The sequence below is a fragment of the Acinetobacter haemolyticus genome (assembly GCF_900406815.1).
GTDB lineage: Bacteria > Pseudomonadota > Gammaproteobacteria > Pseudomonadales > Moraxellaceae > Acinetobacter > Acinetobacter haemolyticus_A.
In genome coordinates, this window is the sequence record NZ_OVCN01000001.1 from 126,815 (window position 1) to 141,186 (window position 14,372).

The following is a 14,372-nucleotide window of genomic DNA, read 5'->3' on the forward strand; positions in this document are numbered from 1 at the left end:
AATGATTAATTGGTCAATGACCATTCACAAATCTCGAAAAACATTCAAAGATAGAATGGATCGAAGATAAAAGGAAAAATGATGTCATTGCTTCCGCTGTATCAACAAGTTAAACAACAAGAATGGATTGATATTCCATCAGGATGGTTACAAGGTCGAACCGTATTTGGAGGACTCATCGCAGGACTGATGATCCAAAAAGCAATGGAGACGGTCAATGATTCTGCAAAACAACTTCTAAGCTGTAATGTCACCTTTATTGGGCCTGTACAACATGGATCTGCAAGGCTTACCGCTGAAATACTACGTGAAGGAAAATCGGTAACGAGCTTGGAAGTTCGTTTGTGGCAAAATGATGCAGTGCAAAGTATTTTGGTTGCTAGTTTTGGATTGCAACGAGCATCTCGAATTCATGTTAGTCATCTGCCGCAAGAACCCGATTATCCATCACCTGAAGCGCTCGATAAAACATATTATATTGAAGGCTTAATGCCTGAATGTATGCAGCAATTTGAATTATGTTGGGCTGAAGGTCAATATCCGATGGCGGGGAGTAAAGTGCCTGATTTCGGCGGTTGGTGTCGTTTTGCACCAAACCTGCATACTGATCGTGAAATGCAGCTTGCAGACTTATTTGCATTAATGGATGTATGGCCACCAGGTGTTCTACCCATGTTTAAAACACCCGCTCCAGCCAGTTCATTGACTTGGCAGATTACTTATATCCATCCAATTGCTCATAATATTCAGGATTGGTTTAAGTATAAGGTAACTACGGAGTATGCTGAACATGGTTATGCTACTGAATATGCTTATGTTTGGGACCGTGACCATCGACTTATTGCGATTTTAAGACAGACGGTTGCTGTGTTTGCCTAATCGACATTAGTCGGTATTTCGTATAAAGTTGCTTACAGATCGAAACAATCTCGGTACATCCTTTGCGCAATATGCAAATTTGATGCGAACAACATGGCGGTGTTTATGAGTACAGGGCGAATCCTGAACATTCCAAATATATTAACTTTGGCGCGTATTGCTCTCATACCTGTTTTTTTGGTAATCGCATATTGGCCACCAGCGATTGGCGCTGAACACCATGGTGGAATGATACGTCATATCATATTGACAGCAATCTTCGTCCTTGCCGCACTGACAGATTGGTTTGATGGCTATTTGGCACGAACATTGAACCAGACTTCTGCTTTTGGACGTTTTCTCGATCCCGTCGCAGATAAGTTAATGGTCGCGGCAGCTTTAATTGTACTTGTGCAATGGCAACCTACCATTTCAATGGCATTTGCAGCGATTGTGATTATTTCGCGTGAGATCACTGTTTCTGCTTTACGTGAATGGATGGCTGAGCTCGGGGCGCGAACCAATGTTGCAGTTTCTACAGTCGGAAAATACAAAACAGCATTCCAAATGATTGCGATCAGTGTGTTTTTGTTGAACTGGCAACCCTTAGAAATGTGGGCTTATGCTTTGTTATATGCGGCAGTGATCTTAACGTTATGGTCTATGTTTATTTATTTGAAAGCTGCATGGCCGTATTTAAAGCAACCGTAGTCTTTTTCTCATTAAGCTATTTTCTTAAACCTTTCTTCTGAAAGGTTTTTTTATATATAGGGTATGGTTTTTGCAAAAATGAAAAGAAGAAAAAAGCCCATCTGTTGATGAGCTTAGTTCTCTGAGGAGACATGCTCTATTGGGAGAGTATGCTGAAGAACAAAATCATAATATGAGAATTTTGATGTTTTTTCAATCTTTGAAAATGTAAAATTTAAAAAAATTCTCATAAATGGCTCTATCCATTTTCAGAAATTAAGGCAAATTTGTGTTCAATTTGAGCTGCATTACTTTGTAAAATTTCGATCAGTTTTTGAATATTTAAAAAATCAAAGCGATTTTTAGAGGCGACTAAAGTAAGTGCAATCGGTGCTTCTTTGCTAGAAAAACGAATAGGTACAGATAGCCCGCAAACCATCGGGTCAATCTCACCTTGTGATAAATAAAAGCCTTGTTTCTTAATTCTTCGCATTTGTTGAGAGAATTCATCCAGGTTCTGTGCAAAACCCACCTGAGAAAGCTCTTGCGTGAATTGTTGATAATAGGCTTGGATACGTTGCTTGCTCAAATGAGCAATCACGATTTTAGGAGACGCGCCGATATAAACAGGACGAGGACAACCTCGACCAAAAGAGAGTAGTTCTGCTTCTTTGAAGGTTTCATGATGTAAATCAATACAATAATCATGATTTAAATAGGTGAGTAAACAGCAGAGTTCGGTTTTATCAACGATATCACGCATAAATGGAATACTGATCTGAACCAATGGATCAGTGCTATGCGAAATATAGTCTAAAACAGCGATTTTGGAACCTAAAGTATAATCTCCTGATGTCCCGCTAATGCGTTTAAGCATATCAGCAGAAACTAGTTCTTTAAGGTAACGGTAGGCAGTTGGTTTAGACAGTCCAAGTTCATCACAAATGATATCGACATTGATAATCGGGCGTGAGACTGAAAATAAATCCAGCACAGTGAGAATCTTACCAAAGCTCGAACTTGCCATGATGACGTGTCTACTCCTTAAAAAGAACGTGAAAATCAAAATTTTATTGTTTTATAACAGAAAAGCGCTGAGTCTCATATGGGCATTTAGATTTGATAAATTCATCTGAATAAATCTCTAGCTTTCTGAGAAACCTAAGCCATCTCAATGAAAATATGTTTTAAAATAACATTAAATTATCAAAATATGATAATTATGTTGACTAAATTATCATTTTTTGGAAAAATTATCTACGCAATGTCTTAATTGGATAATTATTGTTCTAAATAATAGTTTCCATAACGCTGTCCACATTGTGCCTCATTTCAAATTAATCAGCTTAGTGTTCATCGACTGTTTTGGGTTAATCCAAAAATAGGTTGGATTTGTTGCCCTTGGTTTTATACCGATAGCAATCTGATGAGCAAAAACTGACCTAGCATTGAGATATATACATGTTACTTAAACAGTTGTTGGCTTTTAGACCTAGCCGACTAGACATCATTTTTGCCTGCAAAACCTTTGTGGCAGGTATGTTGGCACTGTTTGTTTCATTTGAACTGGATTTGATTAATCCGATGTGGTCGATTGGAACCGTTTTGATTATTGCTAATCCATACTCAGGAATGGTGTCATCAAAATGTGTTTATCGGTTGGTGGGTACTGTTGTCGGAGCAATTATTGCTTTGATCTTAACCCCTCATTTTATTAATACACCGTGGTTATTCACGATTATTCTGTCACTTTGGGTTGGCTTTGCTTTGTACGTTTCTTTATTGGATCGTACACCTCGTAGCTATGTGTTTATGTTGGCAGGATATTCAACTGCGATGATTGTATATAACGCCATTACTTATATTGATAGCTACAATATTTTTGATATTGCTTTAGCGCGAGTATTAGAGATTTCGATCGGTGTCATTGCAACTGCTGTTGTCTCTGCAACGTTCTTTCCAGTACATGTTGGGGCGATGATTAAACAAAGAGTAAACAAGGCGCTACATGATCTAGAAAGCACGTTTGAGAATTTGGTAACTACTCAAGAAACGTCCCAAGACTATACTCAGATTTTATCAGTGATTACCCGAGATGCCTCAGATATTCATGCGCTTGCTGTGCATTTGAATTATGAAAAAGGTGAACTCAAAGGGATGACTAAACCGTTGCAGGAGATGTTGCATCAGGTTTCCTTGGTGGTTGCTAATCTCGTGGCACTTTCACAACGTGTGAAACAGCTTGAGCAGATGCAAATGGCTGAACTGGCACCGCATCTAGATCAAATTCGACAGCGTACTTTATTATTTTTAAAGCAAGAAAAAAATTTGATCCCATTGGATTTACAAACACTGCCAACAGGGTTTGAACAAGATTTCTCCGAGTTAATCGCCAAGGCGACAGCCGAACAGCAAGTGGTTTTAGGGGCCTTAAAAATGGATATCCGCCACTTTATTGCCAATATTCTGGCTGTGAAACTTATTTGGCAACAAATTCAGCAAGGCAAAAAAGATATTCCAACAGAAATTACCGCGATAAGTACTACCTATCCGAGTTTACATCGTGATCATGGTATCGCTGTTCGTGGGGGAATCAGTGCCGTATTAATTACTTTTATCGTAACGGGCGCGTGGATTATTTCAGGCTGGAAAGCTGGATTTATGATGGCACAGATGGGTGCAGTCACGGCATGTATTTTGACTGCCTTGGATAATCCGGTGCCTGTATTGCGAATTTTTATTTGGGGCAGTTTGTTTTCAGCAGTTTTAGTCTTTTTGTATGCATTTGGGATTTTTCCACATGTAACACATTTTTGGCAATTGGCTCTGGTTCTGTTCCCTGTGTTTTTGGTCGCTGTGAGTATGATGGCAAATCAAATGTTGATGCCTGTCGGGATGGTGTTGGGTATCAACACCATGATGGGCTTGAATCTACATAATCAATACACCATGGATGCTGTGTCTTATTTGGACAGTTCCTTTGCGATGGTGTTGGGGGTACTGGTTTCATTGATTGTGATTGATCTGGTGAGGGCTGTTTCTCCAGATACCAGTGCCACACGTATTTTGGCTTTACATTATCAAGCCATGCGTCAAGCAATCAATATGCCGTATGGGAGCAACTTCAAAATCCATCTGCGCAGTATGCTGGACCGTGTGGGGGTGTTGAATACCAAGCTGGTACAAAACCTTGAGATTAAAACCTCAATTCAACATGCTTTGATTGAGAGTAGTTCAATTGTTGATTTGGTTCGATTACAAGAAATTAGTCAGAAGTTGCCTCAGTCTGAAACTTTGCAAAACCAAGTGAAGCGCTTGCAACAACAACTGAGTGATTATTTTAAAACCCAAGAAAAGCAGTTGTCATTGAATCATTTCCCAACAGAAATTTTGCAGCAGATAACGGAACTCCAAATGATTGCCTCGGAAATCGATGATGAGCAATTACGACAACGCATGCGGATTTCGTTGAACAATATTCGTGTCAGCATTGGACATGTCTCTGCTGAAGAGATGTGCTCAACGATAAATGGTGTAGGTGTATCTCATGGGTGAAGTAAATCTGTATGGAATTTATATTCCGATTTTGTTGGTACAAGCCATTATTGCCTACCTGTTATTTAAGTTCTCTAGTCTGCTCACAGATCGTTTAATAGCGAAAGGTTGGATTGCATTGCCTAGCATTTTCAATCTGTGTTTTTACTTGGGACTATTGTTATTCGTACATGGATTGTTTGTTTGGTTGTGGGTTTAGTGGCTTTCACAAGTGCTCATTTTTGAAAATTGAATCAGTTAAGAATATGTACGAAAGGTGATGAACATGAATGCATTTGATGTGCGAAAAGTTATACGTCCCGTGGTTTTACTTCTCGCGATTTTGATCGCTGTCTATACGGTTGTGCATTTGTGGAATTATTACAATGCATCGCCCTGGACACGTGATGGACGTGTCCGTGGCGACGTGATTCAGGTTGCTTCGGATGTGAATGGTTTGGTTACTGAGGTTTTAGTGCAAGATAACCAGACAGTGAAGAAAGGGCAGGTACTTTTCACCATCGATGTGGCACGTCAAGCCTTAGATGTTGAGCAGGCGAAATCTGATTTGGCCAAAGCCAATGCGGGATTGGCACAGGCGCATGCGAACCTGGCAGGTGCAAAAGCAAGTTTGGTCAAAACTGAGGCCAATATGAAGCTGGCAGAAAAGAATGCAGCACGTTATGTGAGCTTGATGGAGGGTGCGATCTCAAAACAAGAACAAGATCAAGTCTTTGCTACGCGTGATCAGGCACTCGCAGAACGTGAGCAATTGACAGCAACGATTGAGCAGGCCAATGCAGCGATCAAACAACAGCATGCTTTGATAGAAGTTGCTCAAAGTAATTTACATTTAGCACAATTGAATTTGCAGCGCTCAGAAGTGGTTGCACCAGCGGATGGGACTTTATCTAACTTTGACTTGAGAGTCGGTAATTACGTGAAAGTTGGGCAACCTGTTGCGGCACTGTTGGACCGTCATCAACTGTACGTAGTCGGATATTTTGAAGAAACCAAACTCAATCGGATTCATGTTGGAGACCAAGCTACAGTGCAGTTAATGGGGGATCAGCAGAAGATTCATGGGCATGTGCAGGGGATTGCTACAGGGATTGAGGATCGCGAACGTTCGGGAAGTTCTAATTTATTGGCAAACGTAAACCCAACTTTTAGTTGGGTGCGTTTAGCGCAACGTGTGCCTGTGAAAATTGTTTTGGATGAACCGCCGCATAATCAATTGGCTTTTGTGTCAGGACGTACTGCGACGGTCAGAATTATTGAGAAATAATTTAGGGGATAATTCCCGTAGGGTCACGATACCAGCTCTGAATCAATAGTGCAGCGGCAAAGCTATCTGCTGATAAACGCTTTGCTTGCCCTTTGCTTTGATAAAATTCGAGTTCTTCTCGCGCTTCTCGTGTGGTTAGGCGTTCATCTACCATCCAAGTGGTAATATTGGTTTGATGGCGTAAGCGTCTTGCAAACTTTCGAGCTCGGGCTGACAGTTCAGATTCACTGTCATCCATATTTAAGGGTAAGCCCACAATAAACAGATTTGGCTGCCATTCTTTGACGATCTTTAACAGTTGATTCCAGTCAGGAATACCATCTTTCATGCTGAACAATGGGAGTGGATTGGCACTTTCAATACTTGATTGACCAATCGCCATCCCCATTTTTTGTGTGCCAAAATCAAAAGCCATAATGGATTGAGAAGGGTTTAACTCAGGCATGGCCAATCTCTGAGGCAAGCCAAGTACGGTCTACACCGATTTTTTTGTATGCTGCATCCCATCGATCGTCATAAGGTAGATTAAAAATCAAATCCATATCAGAATCACAAATCAGCCAATCTCCGCGCGCCATTTCTTCTTCAAGTTGATTTTTAGTCCAACTTGCATAGCCCAGCGCGATTTGATAACGGCCAACGCCTTCATTGTGTGCAATCGCATCTAAAATATCTTTGCTGGTGGTAATACATACATTTTCACCGACAGCAATCGATGAGTGCCATGTCGGTTGCCCTGTATGTAATACAAAGCCAGCTTCTGGACGCAATGGACCACCTTGCAACACAGCATGGGGTTGTACATTATCTGCATCAATTTCTAAATCATTGAGTAATTCTTTGATTTGTAATTCGGATGGGCGATTGATAATGATGCCTTGTGCACCGTCTTCATCATGGCGTGCAACATAGATGACCGTATTTGCAAAGAATTCATCAGCCATGTCTGGTGGAGCTATGAGACAACGATGTGTTAAATATTGTTTCGTCACCTAGGCGGTTCTCCATCAAAAGATTGAGTTAATCTATGTATATAGGTTCTTTTTATCAACATACAAGAGTTAATCGGATTTCGCCAATCATTTTCTGATATTTTGTCGCAAAGTTCAGGTTGACTGGAATTTGAGTTGACGTAATTGCTTGGCGTGTTGCAGAGTTGTCTCACTGATCTCTACACCACCAGACATACGGGCAAGCTCTAAAATACGGTGTTCTTCATCCAGTTCAATGATGGTACTGCTCGCAGGATCAGTTTGTTGTTTTTTCACAAGTAAATGCTGATCAGATTGTGCGGCTACTTGGGCTTGATGCGTAATACAAAGTAATTGGACATGTTGTGCTAAATCCGCCAGTAAACGGCCAACAACTTCAGCTGTTCCACCACTAATCCCCACATCGATTTCATCAAAAACTAATACCTCAGCTTCGGTTTTCTCTGCATTCATCACTTGCATGACTAAGGCAATACGGGATAACTCACCACCTGATGCAACGCGTGCCAGCGGTTGGGGTGGAATCCCTTTATTTGCGGTAAAGAGGAGTTGAATCGAGCTAAACCCTTCGGCATTGGCTTGTTCCATCGGTTCAAATTTGAACTCAAAATGTGCTTCTGGTAGCGCAAGTGGTTTTACCTGTTCAGTCAGCTGTTTAGCTAAAGGAATAGCGGCTTCACGACGAATTTGATCTAGGTATTCGGCTTTTTGCAAAAATGCTTGATAAGACAATTCGACTTGTTCAGCCAAAGTTTCAGGATCTTCAAGCTGATGTAGTTGTTCTAGTTCCTGTTGCCACGTCTCATATTCTTGTTTTAATAATTCAGGCTGAGTACGGTATTTTCGTGCCAAACGATGGAATACTTCTAAGGTCGAATTCAGCTGCTCCATGCGCTCAGGGTCAAAACTTTGACGGTCAATGAATTGACGTAGACTTGCAGTTGCATCATCAATTTCACTTTGAGCATTTAATAATGAATTATAAATATCTGAGAGATGCTCACTACGTCCCGCATGAGATTCTAAACGACGAATAATCGAGGCAATTTCTTGGGTAATATTTTGCTCTGCCTCATCTAAGACATTTAAGCTATACCCACAGTCTTGCATGATATGTTCGTGATGACTTAGACGATCAAACTCTTGTTCAGTTTCACGATAATCGGTCTGAATGACTTCTTCAAGTTCCTCAATTTGTAATTCTAGGCTTTGAATTTTTTGGAGACGGGTAGCTTGAGCATCTAATGCGGCTTGATGTTGGCGAATATTATTTTGCCATGTTGTATAGGCATCACGTACTGCCTGAGCAGGTTCTGCGAAGTTATTGTAGCGATCTAACCAATGTTTAGGATAGGGTGGTTCGAGTAACTGTTGTTGACTATGCTGACTATAAAGTTGAACCAGTAAGCGTCCAATTTCCTTAAGTTCAGCTAAACTGCTAGGTCGACCATTGATCCAAGCTTTACTTCGTCCCGTGGCAAAAACAACACGTCTTAAATGAATTTCTCCCGTATCTTCTTCTAATTCATGCTCAGCCAACCATTGTGCTTCAGCACTATTGGGTTGATAACTAAATACGGCAGTGACATCTGCTTTGTCTGCGCCGTAGCGGACATAATTGGTATCGGTGCGTTCCCCCAAGCATGCAGACAATGCATCTAACAATAATGACTTGCCAGCACCTGTCTCACCTGTTAAGACATTGAAGCCTTGTTCAATATCTAAAGCCAAGTGATCAGCCAGTGCAAAATTAATTAAAGTTAAATGGGTCAGCATGAATGCATCCAATGCACGAAATCTTTTGCTTAAAGATAGAGAAATTTTACTGAGGCGACAAGAGTATCTTGTTTGATTGAAATAAAAGAGGGCTGAATTTATTTGAATTCATGATTAATGGAATATTGTTGTAAATAAATGACTTGATCATTTGAAAACCATATTCTTATTTTATTTATTGAGCAAGGACGTTGTGCTGTCCTTTTATTTTAGATCATGCGTTAGAAAATTGCTGAGAAAGCACAATAAAAATGGATTGATTCGTGACGCTGGCACAATTAAACTAGCTCCATCATAACCTAATATAAATGCTGCATTATTTGGAGAGTAGGCATGAGTTCAGTGCAGTTTGATCATGTTACGGTCATTAAAAAATCAAATGTATATTTTGGCGGAGCATGTATTAGTCATACCGTACAGTTTGAAGATGGAACGAAAAAGACGTTAGGTGTGATTTTACCCACTGAACAACCTTTAACTTTCGAAACACATGTCCCTGAGCGTATGGAAATTATTTCGGGTGAGTGTCGTGTGAAGATTGCGGATAGTGCTGAAAGTGAATTATTCCGCGCTGGACAGTCTTTCTATGTACCAGGTAATAGCATGTTTCATATCGAAGCAGATGAAGTACTCGATTATGTTTGCCATTTAGAGGGCTAACCTATTTGAGCCTAAATCGAGTACACTATATCTAAAGAGAATCCTGTAAAGTCATTTACAGGATTTTTTTATTAAATTCCCTTGCAGAGCTATTCGCTCCTCACCTGTAAAGTTACTTTGCAGGATTTTTAATTTTTTCTAAATTCCCCTTAAGTTAAAGAGGTTGTTCATGGCTAAACCTGAATATTATTATGGCGTTCACTCAGTTGAGACGTTGTTAGAGTTGGAGCCTGAACGCGTTTTGACTTTATTTACCTTAAAAGGTCGTGATGATCAACGCTTACAAAAGATTTTGCAGTTGGCTGAACCATTTGGTATCAGCGTGCAAAAGGCGAGTCGTGACAGTCTAGAAAAATTGGCAGGTCAGCCCTTCCATCAGGGTGTTGTTGCAGCCGTGCGTCCACATCCGACTTTAAACGAAAAAGATCTTGATCAGCTGATGCAACAATCACCAAATGCTTTATTGTTAGCTCTAGATCAAGTGACGGATCCACATAATTTGGGAGCTTGTATCCGTACAGCGGCGGCGATGGGTGTACAGGCTGTAATCGTGCCGCGAGATCGTGCCGCCAGTTTGACACCGACCGCCCGAAAAGTTGCTGCGGGCGGTGCTGAAAAAGTTAAATTTATCCAAGTGACCAATTTAGCGCGGACTTTGGCGCATTTGAAAGACACCACGCATACTCGTGTGATTGGTACTATGTTAGATGAAAAGGCTTTGCCGATTCAACAATGTGACTTTAGTGGACCTGTTGTGATTGTTATGGGGGCTGAAGACACCGGTCTAAGACCAATTACGCAGTCGCAATGTGATCAAACGGTTTATATTCCAATGTCAGGTGATTTACAGAGTTTAAATGTGAGTGTCGCGACAGGCATGGCGCTCTATGAGGCTTGTCGTCAGCGCAACCTGTAAACTTGATGCATTACTCAGCCATAGATTAAGTGATTTAACATGACCTCGCGAACTCAAGGCTACATATTTATCTTGATCACGATGTGCATTTGGGGCGGATTTACTATTTTTTCTCGTCTTAATGCCCATTGGCATATTAATGCCTGGGATTTAGTGGCCATGCGTTTTGCGATTGCATCGATGATTTTAATGCCAATCTTAATTTATAAAAAAGATTTGGTTTTTTTATGGCAACCTCGTGCCGTGATTTTGGCATTGATTGGTGGGTTGGCGTATTGTTTTACGGTCTATATTGCTTTTTTACATGCACCAGCAGCACATGCTGCCATTTTCCTTAATGGTTGTATTCCTCTTTGTACCGCCGTGGCGGCCTATCTCATCTTTAAGCAACCCTTTGATAAACATACATGGGTGAGTTTAGTCATCATGTTGAGTGCATTAGCGCTGATGAGTTATTTGATGTTGCATGAACAAACCACCGTATTCGGGGTGGGGGATGTACTTTTGTTCATAAGCGCAGTCTGGTGGGGTATTTTTACCGTACTTCTTAAACAATGGAAAATGTCGGCGTGGCATTCTACGGCGAGTGTAGTGATTTGGTCGGCATTGATTTATCTACCAATTTATTTTTTATTTATTCCGAAGCATTTCCACGAGGCAGAACCCTTACATTTAGTTATACAAGGACTGTTCCATGGCGTATTAGTCGTCATTATTGCAACCTTGACCTATGTTGCTGCAATTGAGCGTTTAGGCGCATTTAAAACAGGAAGTATTGTCACTTTGGCACCCTTTATTGCTGCTGTGATTGCAGTGCCGTTGTTAAATGAGCCTTTAAGTCTTGCTGTTGCGTGTGGTCTAGTCGGGATGGCAATTGGTGCATTACAGCCTTGGAGATGGCGGAGACAAGACAGTTTAAGTCAGCAACTTTCCCAGCAAAATAAAAATTAGTTGTGTTTTTCAGCACGTTGCAAATAATTAAGATGTAACGGTTTAAGTTTTTCATGCAAATGTTCCAATAAACCATCATTCAGCACAATATCATTGGCCAGTTGTTGCTTTTGGTTTCTTGGCATTTGCGCTGCAATAATTTTTCTAATTTGTTCTTCGTTTTGTCCATCTCGTTGGCTAGCGCGTTGCAATTGCGTTTGTTCATCTGCATCAATCAGTAACGTATGATGGACCAATTCATGTTGATTCGTTTCAAATAAGAGGGGTGAAACTAAAATAACATAAGGACTTTCAGCATGCTGGAGTTGTTGGATAATGGACTGACGAATCGCCGGATGAGTAATGTGTTCTAGGGTTTGACGTGCTTCAGGAGATTTAAAAATATGCTCTCTAAGCGCACGTCGATTAAGGTGACCATCCTCAAGTAAAACCCAGTCACCGAAAGCTTGGTGGATATCTTGTAATGCTTTCTGACCTGGTTCAACCACTTCTCTCGCCACGACATCTGTATCAACGACAGTAATACCTTGGGACTCGAACCATTGTGTAGCAGCTGATTTACCACTGCCAATACCGCCTGTAAGACCCAAGATAAATTGCATGCTAACCACCTAAATAAACTTTCATAATTTGATCACCCCATAAAAATGCGATCCAGCCTGCAATTGCAATATAGGGGCCAAAAGCAAAGGGCTGATTTTCACCCCGCATTTTCAATAAGATGATACCAATAATTGCACCAACAACAGAAGAAAGTAATACGATTAAAGGCAATAACATTGGACCCATCCAAGCCCCCAATGCTGCCAGTAACTTAAAATCACCATAGCCCATACCTTCTTTGCCTGTAAAGATCTTAAAAAGATAATAAACAATCCAAAGACAAAGGAAGCCAATGACATAGCCCCAAATTGCGGAGTCCGCAGTGGTATAGATCGCAAAACTATTGATGGCTAAACCCAATGCTGCCAGTGGAAGGGTAAAACGGTCAGGGAGCAGTTGGGTATCAAAATCAATAAAAGTAAGCGTGATCAACACCCAAGTGAGAACTAAACCAAATAGCATTTGTAGGGTAGGACCAAAAACAGCAACGACCACTAGAGAACACCCCATGGTCAATAATTCGATCAATGGATAACGAATGCTAATTGGGTTTTGACAGGCACCGCATTTACCGCGGAGTATTAACCAACTGATAACAGGGATATTTTGATACCATCGGATAGGCGTGTGACACTTAGGGCAAGTCGATGCAGGTTGGCTTAAAGTCAGTTTGTCTTCTTCAATGATGGGTTGTTCTGGATGGAGTAACATTTGGCACTCATATTGCCATTCCTGTTCCATCATTCTTGGCGTTCGAAAAATAACAACATTTAGGAAGCTACCAATACATAAACTAAAAAGCCCAACTGCAAGATAAAGTGCAGTTGGGTTTTCGATAAAATAAGTCAAGAATTGCTGCATTAGACCACAGAACCCATTTGGAAGATTGGAAGGTACATCGCGATAACAAGTCCCCCTACAAGTACCCCTAGAATTGCCATAATTAGAGGCTCCATCATTGCAGTTAAGCCGTCAACCGCATTATCAACCTCATTTTCGAAGTGCGTGGCAACTTTATCGAGCATACTATCTAAGGCCCCTGATTCTTCACCAATCGCGACCATCTGGATCGCCATGGATGGGAAACGGTTAGAAACACGCATAGCAAATTGCAGTTGTTGTCCTGTTGCAACATCCTCGCGAATTTTCATCACGGCCTCTTCGTAAACAACGTTATTGGTTGCACCAGCCGTTGATTCGAGTGCATCAATTAAAGGAACACCTGCTGCAAATGTGGTTGCAAGCGTACGACTGTAACGCGCGATAATTGCTTTATAAACCAAATCACCAAAAATGGGCAAACGCAATGCAAGTTTATCAAGGGTGTCGCGGAATTTTTTACTGCGTTTTTTTGCCTCAAGAAAACAGGCAATAATCGCACCGATAACAATAATCAAAATAAACCAATATTCTTGCATCCACACAGACATATTCACGACCATTTTGGTAAAGGCAGGTAAGTCTGCACCAAATGAGCTAAATAGATCTTGGAAGACAGGAACCACCTTAACCATCAAAATAATCGTGACAATCACTGCAACTACAATCACTGTCGCAGGATATTTCATGGCTTTTTTGATTTTTTGTTTGAGTAATTCACTTTTCTCTTTATAGATTGCGACACGATCAAGCATCGTTTCCAATGCCCCTGATTGTTCACCAGATTCAACTAAAGAACAGAATAAATTATCAAAGTATTGCGGATATTTCCGTAATGCGCCTGCAAAGGTATTACCGCCTTCAACTTCGCCTTTGAGTCCAAGCACCACTTCGCGCATGGACGGATTCTCTAAACCTTCGGCTACGATCTCAAAACCTTGTACCAGTGGGACCCCTGCTTTCATCATGGTTGCCAATTGGCGTGTAAATACCGTGATATCAAGAGTCGAAACTTTCTTTTTCATTAAGCCTTCGAGAATATTTTTACGTTTCTCTCGAATATTCTTAATGGTTACCCCTTGTTTGCGTAATGTGACTTTGGCTAAAGCCATATTACGTGCTGGTAATTCCCCTTTAATTTTTGCCCCTTTGCGGTCTACCCCTTCGTAAGCAAAAGTAGGCATCATTTGCGCTTTTTTAGCTGCCATGATTGATAATCCTTTTT

The 14,372-nt window shown here is 40.9% G+C and carries 15 protein-coding genes; 8 read left to right on the forward strand and 7 right to left on the reverse strand.

The window, feature by feature from the left end; genetic code table 11:
* Positions 1-81: 81 nt before the first annotated feature.
* Positions 82-879, forward strand: a complete 798-nt coding sequence (locus tag DK207_RS00600) for an acyl-CoA thioesterase (protein WP_109439531.1) — start codon at positions 82-84, stop codon at positions 877-879.
* A gap of 105 nt (positions 880-984) precedes the next feature.
* Entirely contained in the window at positions 985-1,569 is a 585-nt protein-coding gene (gene pgsA / locus DK207_RS00605; RefSeq protein ID WP_109439672.1) for a CDP-diacylglycerol--glycerol-3-phosphate 3-phosphatidyltransferase, read from the forward strand.
* A gap of 238 nt (positions 1,570-1,807) precedes the next feature.
* On the opposite strand, the gene DK207_RS00610 is transcribed toward pgsA, so the two are convergent.
* Entirely contained in the window at positions 1,808-2,575 is a 768-nt protein-coding gene (locus tag DK207_RS00610; protein WP_109439532.1) for an IclR family transcriptional regulator, read from the reverse strand.
* A 434-nt stretch (positions 2,576-3,009) separates the two neighbouring features.
* On the opposite strand from DK207_RS00610, the gene DK207_RS00615 reads away from it, so the two are divergent.
* From DK207_RS00615 to DK207_RS00625, 3 genes are all read left to right on the forward strand, one after another.
* Positions 3,010-5,103 carry an FUSC family protein gene (locus DK207_RS00615; RefSeq protein WP_109439533.1) on the forward strand — a complete coding sequence of 698 codons (2,094 nt, stop codon included), beginning with the start codon at positions 3,010-3,012 and terminating at the stop codon, positions 5,101-5,103.
* Positions 5,096-5,302, forward strand: coding sequence for a DUF1656 domain-containing protein (locus tag DK207_RS00620; RefSeq protein ID WP_109439534.1), 207 nt, complete (start codon positions 5,096-5,098; stop codon positions 5,300-5,302). Before DK207_RS00615 ends, DK207_RS00620 begins: the two co-directional genes overlap by 8 nt.
* A 66-nt stretch (positions 5,303-5,368) precedes the next feature.
* A complete protein-coding gene (locus DK207_RS00625) occupies positions 5,369-6,370 on the forward strand; it encodes an HlyD family secretion protein (protein ID WP_109439535.1) in 1,002 nt (333 codons plus the stop codon).
* A 1-nt stretch (position 6,371) separates the two neighbouring features.
* Here DK207_RS00625 and ruvX read toward each other — a convergent pair whose 3' ends face one another.
* The 3 genes from ruvX to recN all read right to left on the reverse strand — a co-directional run bounded on the left by ruvX (position 6,372) and on the right by recN (position 9,138).
* Positions 6,372-6,815 (reverse strand): Holliday junction resolvase RuvX, encoded by a 444-nt coding sequence (gene ruvX / locus DK207_RS00630; RefSeq protein WP_109439536.1) that lies wholly within the window; start codon positions 6,813-6,815, stop codon positions 6,372-6,374.
* Complete coding sequence (locus tag DK207_RS00635; protein WP_109439537.1) at positions 6,808-7,362, reverse strand: YqgE/AlgH family protein; 555 nt, start codon at positions 7,360-7,362, stop codon at positions 6,808-6,810. Before DK207_RS00635 ends, ruvX begins: the two co-directional genes overlap by 8 nt.
* 114 nt (positions 7,363-7,476) lie before the next feature.
* A complete protein-coding gene (recN, locus tag DK207_RS00640; RefSeq protein WP_109439538.1) occupies positions 7,477-9,138 on the reverse strand; it encodes a DNA repair protein RecN in 1,662 nt (553 codons plus the stop codon).
* 333 nt (positions 9,139-9,471) lie between these two features.
* Here recN and DK207_RS00645 point away from each other — a divergent pair, with 333 nt between their 5' ends.
* From DK207_RS00645 to DK207_RS00660, 3 genes are all read left to right on the forward strand, one after another.
* Positions 9,472-9,798 carry a pyrimidine/purine nucleoside phosphorylase gene (locus DK207_RS00645; RefSeq protein ID WP_004637677.1) on the forward strand — a complete coding sequence of 109 codons (327 nt, stop codon included), beginning with the start codon at positions 9,472-9,474 and terminating at the stop codon, positions 9,796-9,798.
* A 169-nt stretch (positions 9,799-9,967) separates the two neighbouring features.
* Entirely contained in the window at positions 9,968-10,714 is a 747-nt protein-coding gene (rlmB, locus tag DK207_RS00650; RefSeq protein WP_004637678.1) for a 23S rRNA (guanosine(2251)-2'-O)-methyltransferase RlmB, read from the forward strand.
* Positions 10,715-10,753: 39 nt separating this feature from the next.
* A complete protein-coding gene (locus DK207_RS00660; RefSeq protein ID WP_109439540.1) occupies positions 10,754-11,665 on the forward strand; it encodes a DMT family transporter in 912 nt (303 codons plus the stop codon).
* On the opposite strand, the gene coaE is transcribed toward DK207_RS00660, so the two are convergent.
* The 3 genes from coaE to DK207_RS00675 are packed head-to-tail and all read right to left on the reverse strand — an operon-like array spanning position 11,662 to position 14,355.
* Positions 11,662-12,267, reverse strand: a complete 606-nt coding sequence (coaE, locus tag DK207_RS00665) for a dephospho-CoA kinase (protein ID WP_109439541.1) — start codon at positions 12,265-12,267, stop codon at positions 11,662-11,664. The two genes, DK207_RS00660 and coaE, sit on opposite strands and share 4 nt — an antisense overlap.
* 1 nt (position 12,268) lies before the next feature.
* The gene (locus DK207_RS00670) at positions 12,269-13,129 is read right to left on the reverse strand and encodes a prepilin peptidase (RefSeq protein WP_109439542.1); all 861 of its coding nucleotides are present in this window, start codon (positions 13,127-13,129) and stop codon (positions 12,269-12,271) included.
* Positions 13,129-14,355 (reverse strand): type II secretion system F family protein, encoded by a 1,227-nt coding sequence (locus tag DK207_RS00675; RefSeq protein ID WP_109439543.1) that lies wholly within the window; start codon positions 14,353-14,355, stop codon positions 13,129-13,131. The genes DK207_RS00670 and DK207_RS00675 overlap by 1 nt, the downstream gene beginning before the upstream one ends.
* Positions 14,356-14,372: the final 17 nt, after the last annotated feature.